Annotated in this window: 11 protein-coding genes; 5 read left to right on the top strand and 6 right to left on the bottom strand. The window is 56.2% G+C overall.

Annotation, left to right across the window (positions count from 1 at the left end; genetic code table 11):
• Positions 1 to 181: 181 nt before the first annotated feature.
• The 3 genes from HP572_RS05215 (at position 182) to ygjG (ending at position 3,631) form a co-directional block, all read left to right on the top strand.
• The gene (locus HP572_RS05215; RefSeq protein ID WP_205551207.1) at positions 182 to 352 is read left to right on the top strand and encodes a hypothetical protein; all 171 of its coding nucleotides are present in this window, start codon (positions 182 to 184) and stop codon (positions 350 to 352) included.
• A 120-nt stretch (positions 353 to 472) separates the two neighbouring features.
• Positions 473 to 1,897, top strand: coding sequence for an aminobutyraldehyde dehydrogenase (gene patD, locus HP572_RS05220; RefSeq protein WP_240584964.1), 1,425 nt, complete (start codon positions 473 to 475; stop codon positions 1,895 to 1,897).
• Between the two features lie 327 nt (positions 1,898 to 2,224).
• Positions 2,225 to 3,631: a putrescine aminotransferase gene (ygjG, locus tag HP572_RS05225; RefSeq protein ID WP_240584965.1), complete on the top strand. Its 1,407-nt coding sequence runs from the start codon at positions 2,225 to 2,227 to the stop codon at positions 3,629 to 3,631.
• A 137-nt stretch (positions 3,632 to 3,768) separates the two neighbouring features.
• Here ygjG and HP572_RS05230 read toward each other — a convergent pair whose 3' ends face one another.
• Both HP572_RS05230 and HP572_RS05235 read right to left on the bottom strand, forming a co-directional pair.
• A complete protein-coding gene (locus HP572_RS05230) occupies positions 3,769 to 5,313 on the bottom strand; it encodes a carboxylesterase/lipase family protein (protein ID WP_240584966.1) in 1,545 nt (514 codons plus the stop codon).
• Positions 5,314 to 5,529: 216 nt separating this feature from the next.
• Positions 5,530 to 6,516 carry a class I SAM-dependent methyltransferase gene (locus tag HP572_RS05235; protein WP_240584967.1) on the bottom strand — a complete coding sequence of 329 codons (987 nt, stop codon included), beginning with the start codon at positions 6,514 to 6,516 and terminating at the stop codon, positions 5,530 to 5,532.
• A gap of 66 nt (positions 6,517 to 6,582) precedes the next feature.
• Between HP572_RS05235 and HP572_RS05240 the strand changes: the two genes are divergently transcribed.
• Positions 6,583 to 7,575, top strand: coding sequence for a helix-turn-helix domain-containing protein (locus tag HP572_RS05240; protein WP_371745302.1), 993 nt, complete (start codon positions 6,583 to 6,585; stop codon positions 7,573 to 7,575).
• A gap of 274 nt (positions 7,576 to 7,849) precedes the next feature.
• Positions 7,850 to 9,352: a glycine betaine/L-proline transporter ProP gene (gene proP / locus HP572_RS05245; protein ID WP_240584969.1), complete on the top strand. Its 1,503-nt coding sequence runs from the start codon at positions 7,850 to 7,852 to the stop codon at positions 9,350 to 9,352.
• A gap of 62 nt (positions 9,353 to 9,414) precedes the next feature.
• On the opposite strand, the gene HP572_RS05250 is transcribed toward proP, so the two are convergent.
• From HP572_RS05250 to HP572_RS05265, 4 genes are all read right to left on the bottom strand, one after another.
• On the bottom strand, positions 9,415 to 9,654 hold the full coding sequence (locus HP572_RS05250; RefSeq protein WP_240584970.1) for a hypothetical protein: 240 nt from the start codon (positions 9,652 to 9,654) through the stop codon (positions 9,415 to 9,417).
• Between the two features lie 107 nt (positions 9,655 to 9,761).
• A complete protein-coding gene (locus tag HP572_RS05255) occupies positions 9,762 to 11,222 on the bottom strand; it encodes an AMP nucleosidase (RefSeq protein ID WP_119889462.1) in 1,461 nt (486 codons plus the stop codon).
• A 166-nt stretch (positions 11,223 to 11,388) separates the two neighbouring features.
• Entirely contained in the window at positions 11,389 to 13,167 is a 1,779-nt protein-coding gene (locus HP572_RS05260) for an ABC transporter permease subunit (RefSeq protein ID WP_240584971.1), read from the bottom strand.
• 37 nt (positions 13,168 to 13,204) lie between these two features.
• Entirely contained in the window at positions 13,205 to 14,716 is a 1,512-nt protein-coding gene (locus HP572_RS05265) for an ABC transporter substrate-binding protein (protein WP_240584972.1), read from the bottom strand.

Consider the following 14,716-nt stretch of genomic DNA (forward strand, 5'->3'; position numbering starts at 1 on the left):
TAGCAATGCACGGCACTGTCCGTTACGGGGTAAGGCCCTGAATAATAAATATGTGTAATTGATAATTATTATCACATATGCCGAACAGAAAAGCAGAGTTAAATCTTCTTCAGATTGGCGGATTTTTGTCATCGACTACACTTATCTTTGCTGGCTTATTATTTGATCAGGAGGTGCAGCAATGACTACGAAGGACTCAGCGCAGGATCCTAAAGAGGTGACAGTCAGCGAAGGGCTGGCAAAGGTGCATGAGGCGTCAGATCAGTTGACGGAGGAAGAGATTGAAGCGCTGGCGGAGGAAGCCAGACAAGCCGCCACGCAGACGCAGAAAGAGTCGGGCAACGCGCCCTAATGTAATGCCGCGGGTTGCAGAACGGAGCGACAGGTAAGCGCAACGTGGCAGGTTTTTTGCACAGACATTTTGCAGATAGTGATGAAAAACAAGACGGTTTTCTCTCTGTAAGGAAAATGTATGCACGATAAATTACTCATAGAAGGCAAGCTGGTCGCGGGGAAAGGCGAGGCGTTAGCGGTATTTAATCCTGCCACAGGAGAGCAAATTGCCGCCATTGCGCAGGCCGACCTGCACCAGGTTGATGCAGCCGTGTTGGCCGCGGAGTCCGCGTTTGCACACTGGGGACAGACCACGCCGAAAACGCGCGCGACGCTGCTGCTACAGATTGCCGATGCCATTGAGGAAAACGCCGAGGCGTTTGCCGAGCTTGAATCGCTGAACTGCGGTAAACCCTACCATGCGGCGGTGAATGATGAAGTGCCTGCGGTCGCTGATGTGTTTCGCTTTTTTGCCGGCGCGGCGCGCTGCCTAAGCGGTTCGGCGGCAGGAGAGTATCTTGAAGGGCACACCTCGATGATCCGGCGCGATCCAGTTGGCGTGGTGGCGTCCATCGCCCCGTGGAATTACCCGCTGATGATGGCGTCGTGGAAGCTGGCACCGGCGCTGGCGGCGGGAAACTGCGTGGTGCTGAAGCCGGCGGAGCAAACCCCGCTGACTACGTTCTATCTGGCACATCTGCTGGCGGAGATACTGCCCGCTGGCGTGGTGAATATCGTGTTCGGGCGCGGGGCGGATATCGGTGATGCGCTGACGGGGCATGAGAAAGTGAACATGGTGTCGCTGACCGGTTCGATTGCGACCGGTGCGCATATTCTGTCGCATACCGCCGCGAGCGTAAAACGGACGCATATGGAGCTGGGTGGTAAAGCGCCAGTGATTGTCTTCGACGATGCTGATATCGATCAGGTGGTGGATGGGATCCGCAGTTTCGGTTTCTACAATGCGGGACAGGACTGTACCGCGGCGTGTCGGCTGTATGTCCAGCGTGCGATTTACGATGAGGTCGTAGAGGCATTAGGAAAAGCGGTGGCGACGCTGAAAATCGGCGATCCACATGATGAAACCACCGAGCTGGGGCCGCTGATTACCGAGCCGCAGCTGGAACGTGTGATTGGCTTTGTCGAACGCGCCAAAGCGCTACCTCACATTACGGTAGTGACTGGCGGCGAGCGGGTGAAAGGGCAGGGATTCTACTTCCAGCCCACGGTGCTGGCGGGGGCAAAGCAGGAAGACGAAATCGTCCAGAAAGAGGTGTTTGGGCCGGTTATCTCCATCACGCCGTTTGACGATGAAGCGCAGGTGATTGGCTGGGCGAATGCCTCGCATTACGGGCTGGCCTCGTCGGTCTGGACGCGAGATATCGGGCGGGCACACCGTCTGGCCGCATGTCTTCAATATGGCTGTACCTGGGTGAACACCCACTTCATGCTGGTGAGCGAAATGCCGCACGGTGGGCAGAAGCTGTCCGGCTATGGCAAGGATATGTCGATGTACGGTCTGGAGGATTACACCATCGTGCGTCATATCATGATCCGGCACTGAGGATCTTCTGCCTGCTTAGGGATTCTGTTTGTCCTGCACGAGAAGCGGGTAATGACATAGCGCGTTTGTCCAGCCCCAGCGTTCCCCAAAAAAGGGCACGCTGGGCAAAATCGGGGCATCACATGTTGCGTTGATTTTCTTCATACTGGCATTTGCCATTCTTGTTGGTTATTAATTCCACCTATTCGTATTTGGTTCAAATCATCTGCTGAATTTTTGGATTAGATCGCGTTTTTGTATTTTATTCTGATTTGGGGCGGGCGACTGGCGTGTTATGTGCATTAATTAAAGTGGCATCGCGTGATGTCCGTTTTCAAGGAGCGCATTTTGTCCAGATTAAACGCCCACCTTAACCCGCTAGAGTGTACTCAGCAGGCACTGCACTGGATTCATAGTGACACGCTATCCCACGATGACATGGCGGCACTGAATCGAGAAGTTTTGAGCTGTTTTCGTGAATATGTCAACCCAGGTTTTCTGGAGTACCGAAAATCTGTCACCACCGGCGGCGATTACGGTGCAGTCGAATGGCGCGCCAGCGGCCCGAATACGCTGATTGATACCCAAGGGAATGAATATCTGGACTGCCTCGGCGGTTACGGCATTTTTAACGTCGGGCATCGTAATCCTAACGTCATTGCTGCCGTTGAGCGCCAGCTCGCCAGACAACCGCTGCACAGTCAGGAACTGCTCGACCCGCTGCGGGGATTACTGGCAAAAACGCTGGCGGCGCTGACGCCAGGCGATCTGAAATACAGCTTCTTCTGTAATAGCGGAACGGAATCGGTTGAGGCGGCTTTAAAGCTGGCGAAGGCCTACCAGTCACCGCGCGGCAAATATACCTTTATCGCCGCGACAGGCGCATTCCACGGGAAATCGCTGGGCGCACTTTCTGCTACCGCCAAACCCGCGTTTCGCCGTCCTTTCATGCCGCTGTTACCCGGCTTCCATCATGTTGCTTTTGGCGACATCAACGCCATGCGCAAGCAGGTTGAGCAATGCCAGAAGACCGGCGATGACGTGGCTGCCATCATCCTTGAGCCGATTCAGGGAGAAGGCGGCGTGATTGTGCCACCGGAAAGTTACTTGCCTGCGGTCAGAGCATTATGCGATGAGGTTGGGGCATTGCTGATTCTGGATGAGGTGCAAACCGGCATGGGGCGCACGGGCAAGATGTTCGCCTGTGAGCATTATGGCGTGCAGCCTGACATTCTGTGTCTGGCGAAGGCGCTGGGCGGCGGTGTGATGCCGATTGGCGCAACGGTGGCAACGGAAGAGGTATTCTCCGTGCTGTTTGAAAATCCGTTCCTGCATACCACCACGTTTGGCGGCAATCCGCTGGCCTGCGCGGCGGCGCTGGCGACGGTCAATGAGTTGCTGACGAAGAATCTGCCGGAACAGGCGGCGATACAAGGGGCATTTTTGTTACAGGGCTTACAGCAACTGGCGGCCGAGTATCCTCAATTGATTATCGAAGCGAGAGGAATGGGGCTGTTGCAGGCTATCGAGTTCAGGAAAAACGAGATTGGGTATGCCTTCGCGAAGGAGCTGTTTCAACGTAATGTTCTGGTTGCGGGCACCTTGAATAATGCTAAGTCGGTCAGGATTGAGCCACCGCTTACCATCACGCGCGAGCAATGTGCCCGAGTGCTGAAAGAAGCGAAGGAAGTGCTCAAGAAGCTCAATGGCACCATGCCTGACGAAAATAAAATGAAGGAATATGCGGTAGAGTGAAAAACGAGACGGAAACACGCAGCACCCCATTATCTTCATTCCGAAAGCCAGTCAGCCCTTACTGACTGGCTTTTTTTATGTCGGCGATCCGCATTTCGCAAACGCCTTTGCAATGGCTTCACGCCGGATAACGTACGCTATGGCGCACCGCTCTCTGCCAGTTTCTCGACCAGATCAAGACGCGTTTTCCACGGATCGGCGATATCGCGAGTCTGTTCTGCACCTGCCGCAGGGATAAACAGAATGTTGTCTTTCTGGCTGCTATAGGCGTTCCATGTCGGTAAACCGCTGGCGTTAGGGTTACCGGTGCGGGCAAAGTTCACCCAGTACTGATTCATCTGCTGGGCAACGGCACGATCCTGCGGCGTGGTTTTCTCGCCATAGCGTGCGGTTACCGTGTTAAAGACATACGGAATTTCACTGGCGTGAACGGCAGCAGGCCACTGCGCGCGCATGCTGTCGGCAACGTAGCCAAAACGGAACTGCCAGACGGGCAGCGCGGCTTTTTCCCAAATGCGTGCGACAAAACGCGCCGGTTCCACCATGAAACGGTCGCTCGAAACGGCCTTTGCTATCTCCTGCGGTGACATACCGTGGTAAGCCTGAAGAGCCTGCTGCCGATCGCTGGCAGGGAAAATGGCAACGGCATCGTCTGACGTCGTGACCTTTGGCGGGAAACTGATATCTGCATCCGTCGCGCCAATCATCAGCGGCACGTGCTGGAAGTTGCCCTTACGGTAGCTATCCTGAGGCTCTGAGGCGATCGCTTTGCCATCGAACATCGGGCCGGAGTAATCCGGTGCATTCATGGAGGCCATATTCAGGCCGTTAACCACCTTATCTGCGGGAATTTGCCGCAGTGCTTTAAGGGCTTCCGCATCGTGACCGCTAATGCCATTTGCGCTGGCAAAGGCGAGGCCAGCCTGTTCTGCTTTTTGCCAGCTTTGGTTAGGCACGATGTTTTGTCTGCCGGAGCCGGATTGAATAATCGCTTTCTGGAATAATCCCTGAGATAGCTCGCTGGTCAGCAGCGATCCGACGGCAAAACCGCCTGCGGATTCACCAAACAGGGTGACGTTTTGCGGATCGCCATGAAAAGCGGCGATGTTTTTCTGCACCCACTTCAGCGCGGCAATTTGATCCATCAGACCGTAGTTGCCACGCAGCGGTTGATCGGCCAGCGCCGGATGAGCAAAAAAGCCAAAGCGGCCGACGCGATAGTTGAAGCTGACGAAAACGACGCCTTGACGTGCAAATTCCTGCCCAGAATAAATCTCGGGCGATGCACCGCCGTTGACGAAACCACCGCCATAGATCCATACCATCACCGGCAGCGGGCCTGTGGCGTTAGCTGGCCGCCACACGTTGACGGTCAGGCAATCTTCACTGAACCCAACACCGAGCGGCGCGGCATCACCGGGAAAAGGATTCTGCATGCAGTCCTTGCCGTATGCCGTTGCTGGGAAAATATCGCTCCAGCTTTGCACCGGCTGCGGCGGCTGCCAGCGCAGTTCGCCGATGGGAGGTGCGGCAAAGGGAATGCCTTTAAAGGCGTCGACGCCTTGTGTCTCGGTCCCGCTGATGCGGCCGCTGTCTAGCGTAACCTGCGGATCGTTTGCCAGAGCCGGCTGGCTGGCGGCAGCCATCAGTAATATCAGGCTGGCAGTGATTTTTTTATCCATGCGTTTTTCCTTAGGGATGAAAACAAAAAAACCTGCCAGGCGTGATGTGTCCATCACGCCTGGCAGGTTCGCCTTTTATCAATCAGTCACGCCCTGTAATGTCAGTTATAGGCGCTTTGCGCCGGGCTGACAATCTTAGGTACGCAGAAATATGAGAATCATCAACATGATGCAGCAACGTTGCTGTTAGTGCCAGCGGGTACGAAGTATGTGCGGTTATCGGTGTTTGCGGGCGATCAGCACATTCAGCGGTGCCATGGGAAATGCCTGATGACGACGAGTTTCGACAGAGCTAAAGCCGGCAGCCAGTAGCCACTGCGTCAGTTGCCCCTCTCGTGTGACGTGGCGTCCACTCATTTGCATCGGTAGATAGAACGGCAGAACCGGTGCCGCATCCTCTGGCGCTTCGGCAATTTCCGCCTGTGCCAGAACCAGCGTGCCCTCCGGTGCCAGCGTATCGTGGAGCGTCGTCAGCATAGCGGGAATGTCTTCGACAAAATGCAGGAACGAGGAACTCCAGATCAGATCGTATTTTTCGCTGGGCAACGTGCCGCTTTGCGCCGACAGCCGTGCAGATAATCCGGCAGCATCGATATTGCGTTGTGCCACGGCGGCGGTTTGCGGCAGATCATACACCGTACCGGAGATCTGAGCGTGACGCAGCGCCAGCGTAATCGCCACCCAGCCGGGGCCGCCGCCCAGATCGAGAACCTGTCTGATTTGCGGGAAATCCGGCAAGCTGGCGATCAACTGCTCGGCACGGTCGGCCGTTATCGCTCGCTGCTCTTGTGCAATTTGCTGTTCCGCGGCGTTGGCCCACGCCGCATCGCGCGGTAACTCGCTCAACTGCGTTTGCAGCGGCTGACACATACCGTCGCTGAGCCCCTGACCAAACTGACGCAGGCTGGTCAGGCGAAAGCGCCAGGCGTCGCCCAGAAAACGTGAACTGCTGCGACAGAGCACGGCGGCGCAGGCCGGAGCGGTGCGATAGCCGTCGTGATGGCGCGTCAATAGCTGCATGCTCCACAGCAGTTCAAGCAGAAACCCGGTTTTCTCCGGCTGCCAGCCCAGCGCTCCCGCCAGCTGCTGCGGCGTGGTGGTTTCTTCCAGCCTGTCGAAAATCTGCTGTTCCAGCGCCAGATGTAAGGCATCCGCCTTCACGCTGCTGGCGGCAAGTTGCCATAACGTCTCTAATGGATTCATAAGTGATTTTTCCCATTGATGGTCAGTCGATAGGGAATATGCTATCTATAAATGAGAATCGTTATTATGTTCATTGTTATGCGAGACGGCGTTTTTCATATGCGAAACGGCGGGGGGAAGATGGCGCAAAAACAGCAGCAGGTGCGAGAGGGACTACCGTCAGGCGATCGGTGCCGGATGAGTGAGGTGAATCGCGCTGATTCGCGTCGAATACTGCCGGACGGCATTGGCGAATGCTGGTCGGATTTCAGCCGTATTGATACGGATCTGTCGCTGGCTCGTTCGCAATATCGCCCACACCGTGCCTTGGTGGAAGAAACGCAGAACCCGCATTCGCAACCCATGCTGGTTATGACCTTTGCGCTGGCAGGGGAGTCCGTTTATTACGATTCCGGCGGTTCATCAATCTGGTTTCGCCAGCAGCATGTCACGATTACGACGTTTGGTGCCAGCGTGGGCGAACGCCATTATCAGGCTCAACAGCAGGTCGATCAACTACGGCTGCTGGTGGGGAAAACGGCGGCGGCGCGCTATTTTGGCGCGGACGGTGCTGAGCAGTTGTTCAACGATGTTGGGGTACAGCAGCGAGTATTTACGCCCCTCTCTGCGGCCAGTCAGGTTCATGTCAATGCGCTGTGCGGTGATGGCGATCCGCTAAATCGCCATATCCACGCCTTAAGCCTGCTGGCGCAGTATCGGCACGTCCTACAACCGGAAGAGAAATGCGGCGCTATTCATCCACAGGAACGGCAGCAATTGGATCAAGTATGCCGCTGGATGCGTGAACATTTGGCGGAACCGCTGACGCTGGGCTGCATTGCGGCTCAGGCGGGAATGAGTGAATCCAGACTCAAACTCGGGTTTCATCGCTGCTTTGCGACCACGCCGGGTCAGATGCTATTGCGGATGCGGATGGAGCGGGCGCATCAGCTACTGGAACAGGGATTTCAGGTGGCACAGACTGCCTGGCAAGTTGGCTATCGACATCCCGCTAATTTCAGTCTGGCATTTACCCGCTATTTTAACCGCAACCCAAAAATGATTACTTCGCGTAAGTAAAAATACCCTACTGACATTAATGTGATGATTTTGTCATAACTATTTACCATTATTTTCCTTTGATTATATTCCTGGGCGTTATTTCGGCATACGGTTCCTGAATCCGAGCTTTTGTCCAAATTCTTCTATACTTCATCCAGCAGTATCAACGTGTAATGAATATTGCGGCCAATAAGCTGTTCATTTCTCAGCGTGCAGTCGGGTGGTTCCCTGTGCATGGAAGAGAGCGTTTTATTTTTAATAAATGGTCGCTTTTTAAGCAAAGGAAAAAAGGATGAGATTAAAAAAGAAAAAAGTCGAACCGATGAAAATTCAGGACATTACCATTATTGATAATGCCAGACTTAAAAAAGCCATTACCGCTGCCGCATTGGGTAATGCGATGGAATGGTTTGATTTTGGTGTATATGGCTTTGTGGCGTATGCGCTCGGACAGGTCTTTTTCCCCGGAGCCGATCCCGGCATACAAATGATTGCCGCGCTGGCAACGTTTTCGGTCCCCTTCTTGGTTCGGCCACTCGGCGGGATATTCTTTGGTGCAATGGGGGATAAATTTGGTCGCCAGAAAGTCTTGTCGATCACCATTATTATCATGTCGGTGAGTACATTCTGTATCGGCTTGATTCCATCCTATGAATCGATTGGTATCTGGGCGCCGATATTACTCCTGTTGGCGAAACTGGCGCAGGGATTCTCCGTTGGGGGCGAATATACCGGCGCGGCGATTTTCGTTGCCGAATATTCTCCAGACAGACGACGCGGCTTTTTAGGGAGCTGGCTGGATTTCGGCTCTATTGCTGGATTTGTGATGGGGGCGGGCGTCGTCGTGCTCATTTCCTCCATCGTGGGAGAAGAAAGTTTTCTGGACTGGGGATGGCGTATTCCGTTCTTTATTGCTGCGCCGCTCGGGTTAATTGGGATTTATTTGCGCCATGCGTTGGAAGAAACGCCGACGTTCCAACAGCACGTTGACAAGATTGATAAAGAATCAAAAGACAGCATCCAATCCCCGCCGAAGATCTCCCTGCGTGAAATTGTGACCAAGCAATGGAAAGGTCTGCTGATTTGTATCGGGATAGTGATTACCACCAATGTCACCTATTACATGCTGCTGACCTACATGCCGAGCTACCTTTCACACAGCCTGAATTACTCGGAAGATCACGGCGTGATGATTATTATTGCCGTCATGATCGGGATGCTGTTTGTGCAGCCAGTGATGGGGCTGATGAGCGACCGCTATGGGCGTAAGCCGTTTATTATTTGCGGCAGTATTGGGCTGTTGTTGCTGTCGGTGCCCAGCTTTATCTTGATCAACAGCGATGTGATTGGGCTGATTTTCTGCGGATTACTGATGCTGGCAGTACTGCTGAACTCCTTCACGGGGGTGATGGCTTCAACGCTTCCCGCCCTGTTCCCCACGCATATTCGCTATAGTGCGCTGGCGACCTCATTTAACGTTTCCGTGCTGATTGCGGGCTTTACGCCAACGGCGGCAGCGTGGCTGGTGGAATCGACTGGCAACTTATATATGCCGGCGTACTACCTGATGGTGATTGGGCTGATCGGTCTGATTACCGGGATGTCGATGCGTGAAACCGCTAACCAGCCGCTGAAAGGCGCCACGCCAGCGGCATCGGATCGGACGGAAGCCAAAGAGCTGTTGCAGGAACAGTACGACAATATTGAGCAGAAAATCGAAGAGATTGATGAGCAAATTGTAGAACTGGAGAAGAAAAGAAAACGGCTGACCGAACAGCATCCTGAGATTAATTAGTCTCATCTTCCTGTGTGAGAAAAGCGCCACGAATGTGGTGCTTTTGCTATGCCACCTACAACCTAGCGACCAATGAGTCGCAGCTGGGTGCAAAACGGGCAACCGCAGCCGTTAACGGAGGTCGCATCGCACTGGTCGGGGTGAATGGTTTCCAGCCCCATTGGCGTAAAACCAGAAAAGGTGCGCTTAGCCTCATCGATATTGCGCAATCCAGTCTCAGTAGACTGAGCTATTTTGGCCTGAAACGCCGAGGCTTGTGTCGCAACGAGGGAAAGAAACAGAACTGACAGACCTTTTTTCATCGGGCTTATCCGCTATGGAGTTTGGTCTGTTATAACATAACGTATTTAGCCGCGCCAGAGCAGCCGACCGCCCGAATGGGGCCGGCTGTCTGAACAGCGCCATTTGATTAACGGAACGGTGGTTCGTTAAAGGTGCGCAGTTTACGCGAATGTAGCTTGTCGCTTTCCGCCCGCAGCAGATCGATAGCGCAGATGCCAATCTGCAAATGCTCCGAAATCGCCCCTTCATAGAAACGGTTCGCCTGTCCCGGCAGCTTGATTTCACCATGCAACGGCTTATCCGAAACGCACAGCAGCGTGCCGTAAGGGACACGGAAGCGGTAACCCTGCGCAGCAATCGTCGCACTTTCCATATCTACCGCGACGGCGCGGCTGAGGTTAAACCGCAGGGCAGAGGCCGCATAGCGTAGCTCCCAGTTGCGGTCATCGGTGGTGACAACCGTGCCGGTACGCAGGCGCTGTTTGACTTCTTCCCCCGGCATACCGCTGACCATCTTGGTGGCGTCATACAGCGCGCGCTGCACCTCGGCGATGCTGGGAATTGGGATATCCGGCGGCAGCACGGCGTCCAGTACGTGATCGTCACGCAGGTAAGCGTGCGCCAGCACATAATCACCGATGGATTGGCTTTCGCGCAGGCCACCGCAGTGGCCGATCATCAGCCAGGCATGCGGACGCATCACCGCGAGGTGATCGCAGATGGTTTTGGCGTTGGATGGCCCGACGCCAATGTTGACCATCGTAATCCCTTTACCCTGACGGGGAATCAGATGATAGGCCGGCATCTGGTGGTTCTTCCATGCCAGATCGGACACTGTCTGCTCGGGATTAGGCGTATCCGCGGTGATGTAAATACCGCCTGCGCAGGACAGCGCCTCATACGGACTATCGGGATCGGCAATCTGCGCACAGGCCCAGCGCACAAACTCATCGACATAGCGCGTGTAGTTGGTGAAGAGGATGAACGGCTGAATATGTTCTACTGGCGTGCCGGTGTAGTGGCGAAGCCGCGCCAGCGAGAAATCGGTGCGCAGCGCGTCGAAGTGTGACAGCGGTGACGTGGTGGTGGCGTGAAACAGCCCATCTGCCGTCTCGTCCCCAATCTGCGACAGCTCAGTCGTGGGGAAATGCTTGGCGATACCCGCACTCATCGACCGGTCAAGAATCAGGTCGGAACCGTCGAGCACGTAGGGGAACGGGATTTCCTGCTGTGACGGGCTAACCTCGATGGTGACGTCATAATCCCCTTCCAGCAGCGCCAGCTGTTCCGCCAGATAAGCGCGCAGAAATGCCGGGCGGGTAACGGTGGTGGAGTAGCTGCCGGGATGGGTAAAACGCCCATAGGCGCGATGGCGTGGATGGCCGGTCGAATTGCCACTCCAGCTAACGCGCAGGGCAGGGTAGGCAAATAGCCCCGCCGCGCGCGCGTTGGCATCAGGCAGCGTGCCATCATTGATGAAGTCCCCGATGGCATCGCGCAGTGCTGAGACGGCCTCATCATACAGCGCTTCCAGTTTATCCAGAGTCTGAGTGACGGTAAGACTGACGTGGGATCCGCTGTTGTGCATATTCTCTCCTTTAATCACGCTCTAGACATATTCAATTTTGTACTTCGGTAGAGGTTAGCCCACAGCGTAACTGAAGATGCACAGCCCCGCCATCGTGAAATCTGGCGGAGCTGTAAACGTGGAGAGAAGCGAGCGCTTAAGCAGTATTCTGATATAGCGCGATAGATTAGTGCTTGTGGCGACCGGAGAGGTTCGCTGCGCTCACCGCGAGTATCGACAGCACGCCGAGCGCAGCCGCCGGTGCCAGCACGCCCCAGAAGGCGCGTTCGATATACGGCATCCCTTCAGCCAGCACGCGCCCCCATTCCGGCGTCGGCGGTGGCGCGCCCAGACCTAAAAAGCCGAGCGAGGCCAGTGCCAACGCGATGCCAGGCAGTTTCAGCATGGCGTGACGGAAAAGCGGGCCAATCAGCGCGGGCAGAATATAGAACAAGCTGCGCCGTATCGGGCCGACGCCGAGAATCGGCAGCATCCGAATATAGGGGCGCGCATTGATTTCTGCCACCAGCGCTGCCGTGTGGGCCGCGAGCGGTGCCCAACTCACGGCAATCACGGCAATCGCTGCGCCCGTTGCCGTCGGGCCATTGACCGCAGCGACTAGCAGTCCGGCAATGACTGGCGGCAGGGCGTTAGTCACTTCAATCGGGCCGGTGAACAGGCGCGGAAAGAGCCCAACGAACAGACCAATCGCCAGACAGGCCAGCGAGACCGCCAGCGCCAGCAGACAAGTATTTAACGTACCGTGTGCGACGCGTGCCAGCAAATCACGCCCCATCGCATCCGCGCCAAAAGGCAGCAGGAACGACGGCGGTTGCAGACGCAGAAAGGCCGACGTATAGGGATCGCGCGGCAGGCCAGCCAGCAACAGCAGTGCCAGCAGCAGCACGCAGATAATCGGCAGCCAGATGGCATGACGAGACGCAGGGCTACCGCGCTCTTCCGGCACGGGCATTGCGCCGCTTCGCAGCGCGCGTCCGAGAATCAGCAGCCGCACGCCGCTGGCGGCGATGCCAGCCAGCGAGGCGATGAGTAAGATAATCAGCACGCCGACCTGCAAGGCGGGCAGATCCTGTGCCGCCGCCGCCCCCAGCGTTGCACGTCCCAGACCGGGAATCGCGAATACTTTTTCGACGGCGATGGCACCGCCGGTTAACGAGACCAGCACCAGCCCGACTAGTGGCATCACGCTGGGTAACGTGCGTTTCAGCACAGCTAGTGCGATATGACGACGGTTCACGCCCGCCACGCTCCAGGTGGTGAGCCAGTTTTCGCTGAAGGTGGCGGAGAGCGCGTCGGCAATAATCCGGCCAAGGTAACCGCCAGCAGGAATACCGAGAGCCAGCGACGGCAGCACCGCGTAGTGCAGGCCTAGCCAGCCATAAGGGGGAAACCACTGTAGCCAGACGGCACCGACGATCAGTAGAAACGACGCCAGTAGGAATTCAGGCAGTGCGGTAAACAAGGCGGCAAACAGACCGCCTGAACGATGAACCTGACCGCGCAACCCCTGCCGAAAGGTAGGGGCGCACAGCACGGCAGCCAGCGTGAAGGCCACCAGTGCCGAGGAGGCCATTAGCGTGATCGAGACGCCCGCCGCCTGCAGCATCCCCGGAAGGACCGGACGACCAGACACCCAGGAGTTGCCCGCATCGCCGTGCAACAGACCCGTCAGCCAGTTCAACAGCAATTGCAGCGGACCTTGATCCAGTCCGAGAGAGTGACGAATCGCGTTTAGCGTTTCCGCAGTCGCTTCCTGATCGCCGGAACGGGCGCGCAACAGCGCCAGCGCCGGATCCTGACCGGATAACCACGGCAGCATACCAATCAGCACTACAATCCCCGCCAGCGTCAGTAGCCGCGAAAACAGCGGGATCAGCACGCCGTATCGCGGGCGTTGCGTCTGGTTGATGGTTGCACAGGTGCGGCAATACAGCGATTCGCTCATAAACTCGTCATCTTTCTGGTTGCGGGTGCGCTATCCGTTACTTCGCGCCGGTAACAATATGCGTGGCTGAGTTAATCAGCGTGCGTTCACGCGGGTCGCGCAGTGCGTCTTTTACCTGTGCGCTTTCACCTTGAATCACACGCTCATGCAGCATTGGGATCGCGGCATCGCTGGCAAGGATCAGATTTTCTGCCTGCATGATGGCCTGACGGCGTGCAACACCCGCAGGAATCGTCGCGGCTTTTTGCAGCGCCTGATCGATTTCCGGGCGGCACAGTTGGGCGATATTGAACGACCCTTCGCAGGCGAAGTCGCTGTACAGATAAGCGACCGGATCGCCGGAATCCAGCACCGTCGCGCGCGATAAGATAAAGGCGTCAAACTTACCCGCCAGCGCGTCGGATTCGATCTGCGAATATTCACGCACCACCTGCTTCACCGTAAACCCAGCAGCAGTGAGCTGCTGTGCCAGATAAACTGCCACTTCAGGCAGTTCGGCGCGATCGCTGAAGGTGGCCAGCGTAATGGTGGCGCCCGCAGGCGTACCAGCTTTGACCGGGTTCGCCACCGGCTGACGCAGTTCTGCCGCCCACGGTAGCGCGGGACCTAACAGACCCTGCGCGATATCGGCGCGCTTCTCATACACGTTATCCACCAGCTGTTGGCGATTAATCGCATCGCGCACGGCAGCACGCATCGCAGGATCTTGCATCACGCCATGACGTGTATTCAGATACAGCGTATTGGTGCGCGGCATTGGCACTTCATGCACCAGCGATTGATCCAGCAGCGGTGCCTGTGAAACCGGAATGGCTTCGACAATGTCTGCCGTGCCGGTACGTAATGCCGCAGCACGCGCCGCGCCGTCGGAGACAAAGCTGACGTCGATACCGCTGGCCTGTGCTTTCTCACCCCAGTAACCGTCGAATCGATCCAATACCGCGCTGCTGGTGCCGGTGACAGTACGCAGAACGAATGGGCCGCTTCCGGTGTTAATCGGATTAACGACGCCATTCTTGCCATATGCCGCGGTGGAGAGAATTGCCAACTGCGGGCTGGATAACCGCTGAGGCAGCAGCGGATCCGGTTTAGCTGTGGAGACAATGACGGCGTTATCGCCATCGGCTTTTACCGTTAACTGCACGCCGTCCAGAATGCGCGGTTTGGGGGCAGCGGTGGAGGCCACGGTGAGCGCATTCACTACTGTGGCAGCGTTTAAGGTGGTGTTATCGTGAAAATGGACGTTCGGGCGCAGTTCAAAACGCCAGGATTTATCATCGATCTGCTGCCATTTCGTCGCCAGCGCAGGCTGGGCTTCGCCGAGTTTGTCGAGTACCACTAGCGTTTCTGCGGTGCTCCAACGCGACAGCTTAAAGGCATCATCGCTCAGCGGTGTCAGGCCGGAGCGCGGTGGTTGAAGCATCGCCAGTTTGATTCGACCGTCATGATGTGAGGTGTGATTTTCCTCCGGCTCGTTGAAGCAGCCTGAAAGCAGCAGCGTGGCTGATAGCAGGCCAGAAATGGGCCACAGGCGATTACGCATATTCAT

It is taken from the genome of Pectobacterium sp. PL64, assembly GCF_022477975.1.
GTDB lineage: Bacteria > Pseudomonadota > Gammaproteobacteria > Enterobacterales > Enterobacteriaceae > Pectobacterium > Pectobacterium jejuense.

Excerpts from the sequence above, each read along its gene's own strand:
- HP572_RS05215 (WP_205551207.1), top strand. The coding sequence starts at position 182 with ATGACTACGAAGGACTCAGCGCAGGATCCTAAAGAGGTGACAGTCAGC.
- patD (WP_240584964.1), top strand. The coding sequence starts at position 473 with ATGCACGATAAATTACTCATAGAAGGCAAGCTGGTCGCGGGGAAAGGC.
- HP572_RS05230 (WP_240584966.1), bottom strand. The coding sequence starts at position 5,313 with ATGGATAAAAAAATCACTGCCAGCCTGATATTACTGATGGCTGCCGCC.
- HP572_RS05235 (WP_240584967.1), bottom strand. The coding sequence starts at position 6,516 with ATGAATCCATTAGAGACGTTATGGCAACTTGCCGCCAGCAGCGTGAAG.
- HP572_RS05240 (WP_371745302.1), top strand. The coding sequence starts at position 6,583 with ATGTTCATTGTTATGCGAGACGGCGTTTTTCATATGCGAAACGGCGGG.
- proP (WP_240584969.1), top strand. The coding sequence starts at position 7,850 with ATGAGATTAAAAAAGAAAAAAGTCGAACCGATGAAAATTCAGGACATT.
- HP572_RS05250 (WP_240584970.1), bottom strand. The coding sequence starts at position 9,654 with ATGAAAAAAGGTCTGTCAGTTCTGTTTCTTTCCCTCGTTGCGACACAA.
- HP572_RS05255 (WP_119889462.1), bottom strand. The coding sequence starts at position 11,222 with ATGCACAACAGCGGATCCCACGTCAGTCTTACCGTCACTCAGACTCTG.
- HP572_RS05260 (WP_240584971.1), bottom strand. The coding sequence starts at position 13,167 with ATGAGCGAATCGCTGTATTGCCGCACCTGTGCAACCATCAACCAGACG.
- HP572_RS05265 (WP_240584972.1), bottom strand. The coding sequence starts at position 14,716 with ATGAATATGCGTAATCGCCTGTGGCCCATTTCTGGCCTGCTATCAGCC.